Below are 284 nucleotides of genomic sequence, written 5' to 3'. Positions count from 1 at the left end.
ATGCGATTGCGCAGCTGGAGCCTGCCGATGCTGGCAGGCTCCAGCAAATGGGAGTAGTTCATGGAAGCAACCTCGGAACCGGGGCCGCATGGCCCCGGGATGACTCATTCAGCGGACAGGAAGTCGATGCATTCCCGGTTGAACAGGGCTTGATGTTCGACCTGAACCCAGTGGCCGCAGCGGTTGAGCATGATGAAGCGGGCATTGGGTGCATTATCCAGCACCTTGAATGCGCCGGCCGGCGGATTGAACTGATCGTTGGTGCCCCAGAAGCCGAGAATGGG

At 59.9% G+C, this 284-nt stretch carries 1 protein-coding gene; it reads right to left on the bottom strand.

The annotated features are described in order from the left end of the window. Positions 1–104: 104 nt before the first annotated feature. Positions 105–284, bottom strand: a 180-nt coding sequence (locus JYB63_RS23000) for an alpha/beta fold hydrolase (RefSeq protein ID WP_272873608.1), incomplete at its 5' end; no start/stop codon positions are given.

It is taken from the genome of Aliamphritea spongicola, assembly GCF_017051665.1.
GTDB classification, from domain to species: domain Bacteria; phylum Pseudomonadota; class Gammaproteobacteria; order Pseudomonadales; family Balneatricaceae; genus Amphritea; species Amphritea spongicola.
Note: the sequence above shows the minus strand (reverse complement) of the source record. Positions and strands in the feature narration are given on the sequence as shown.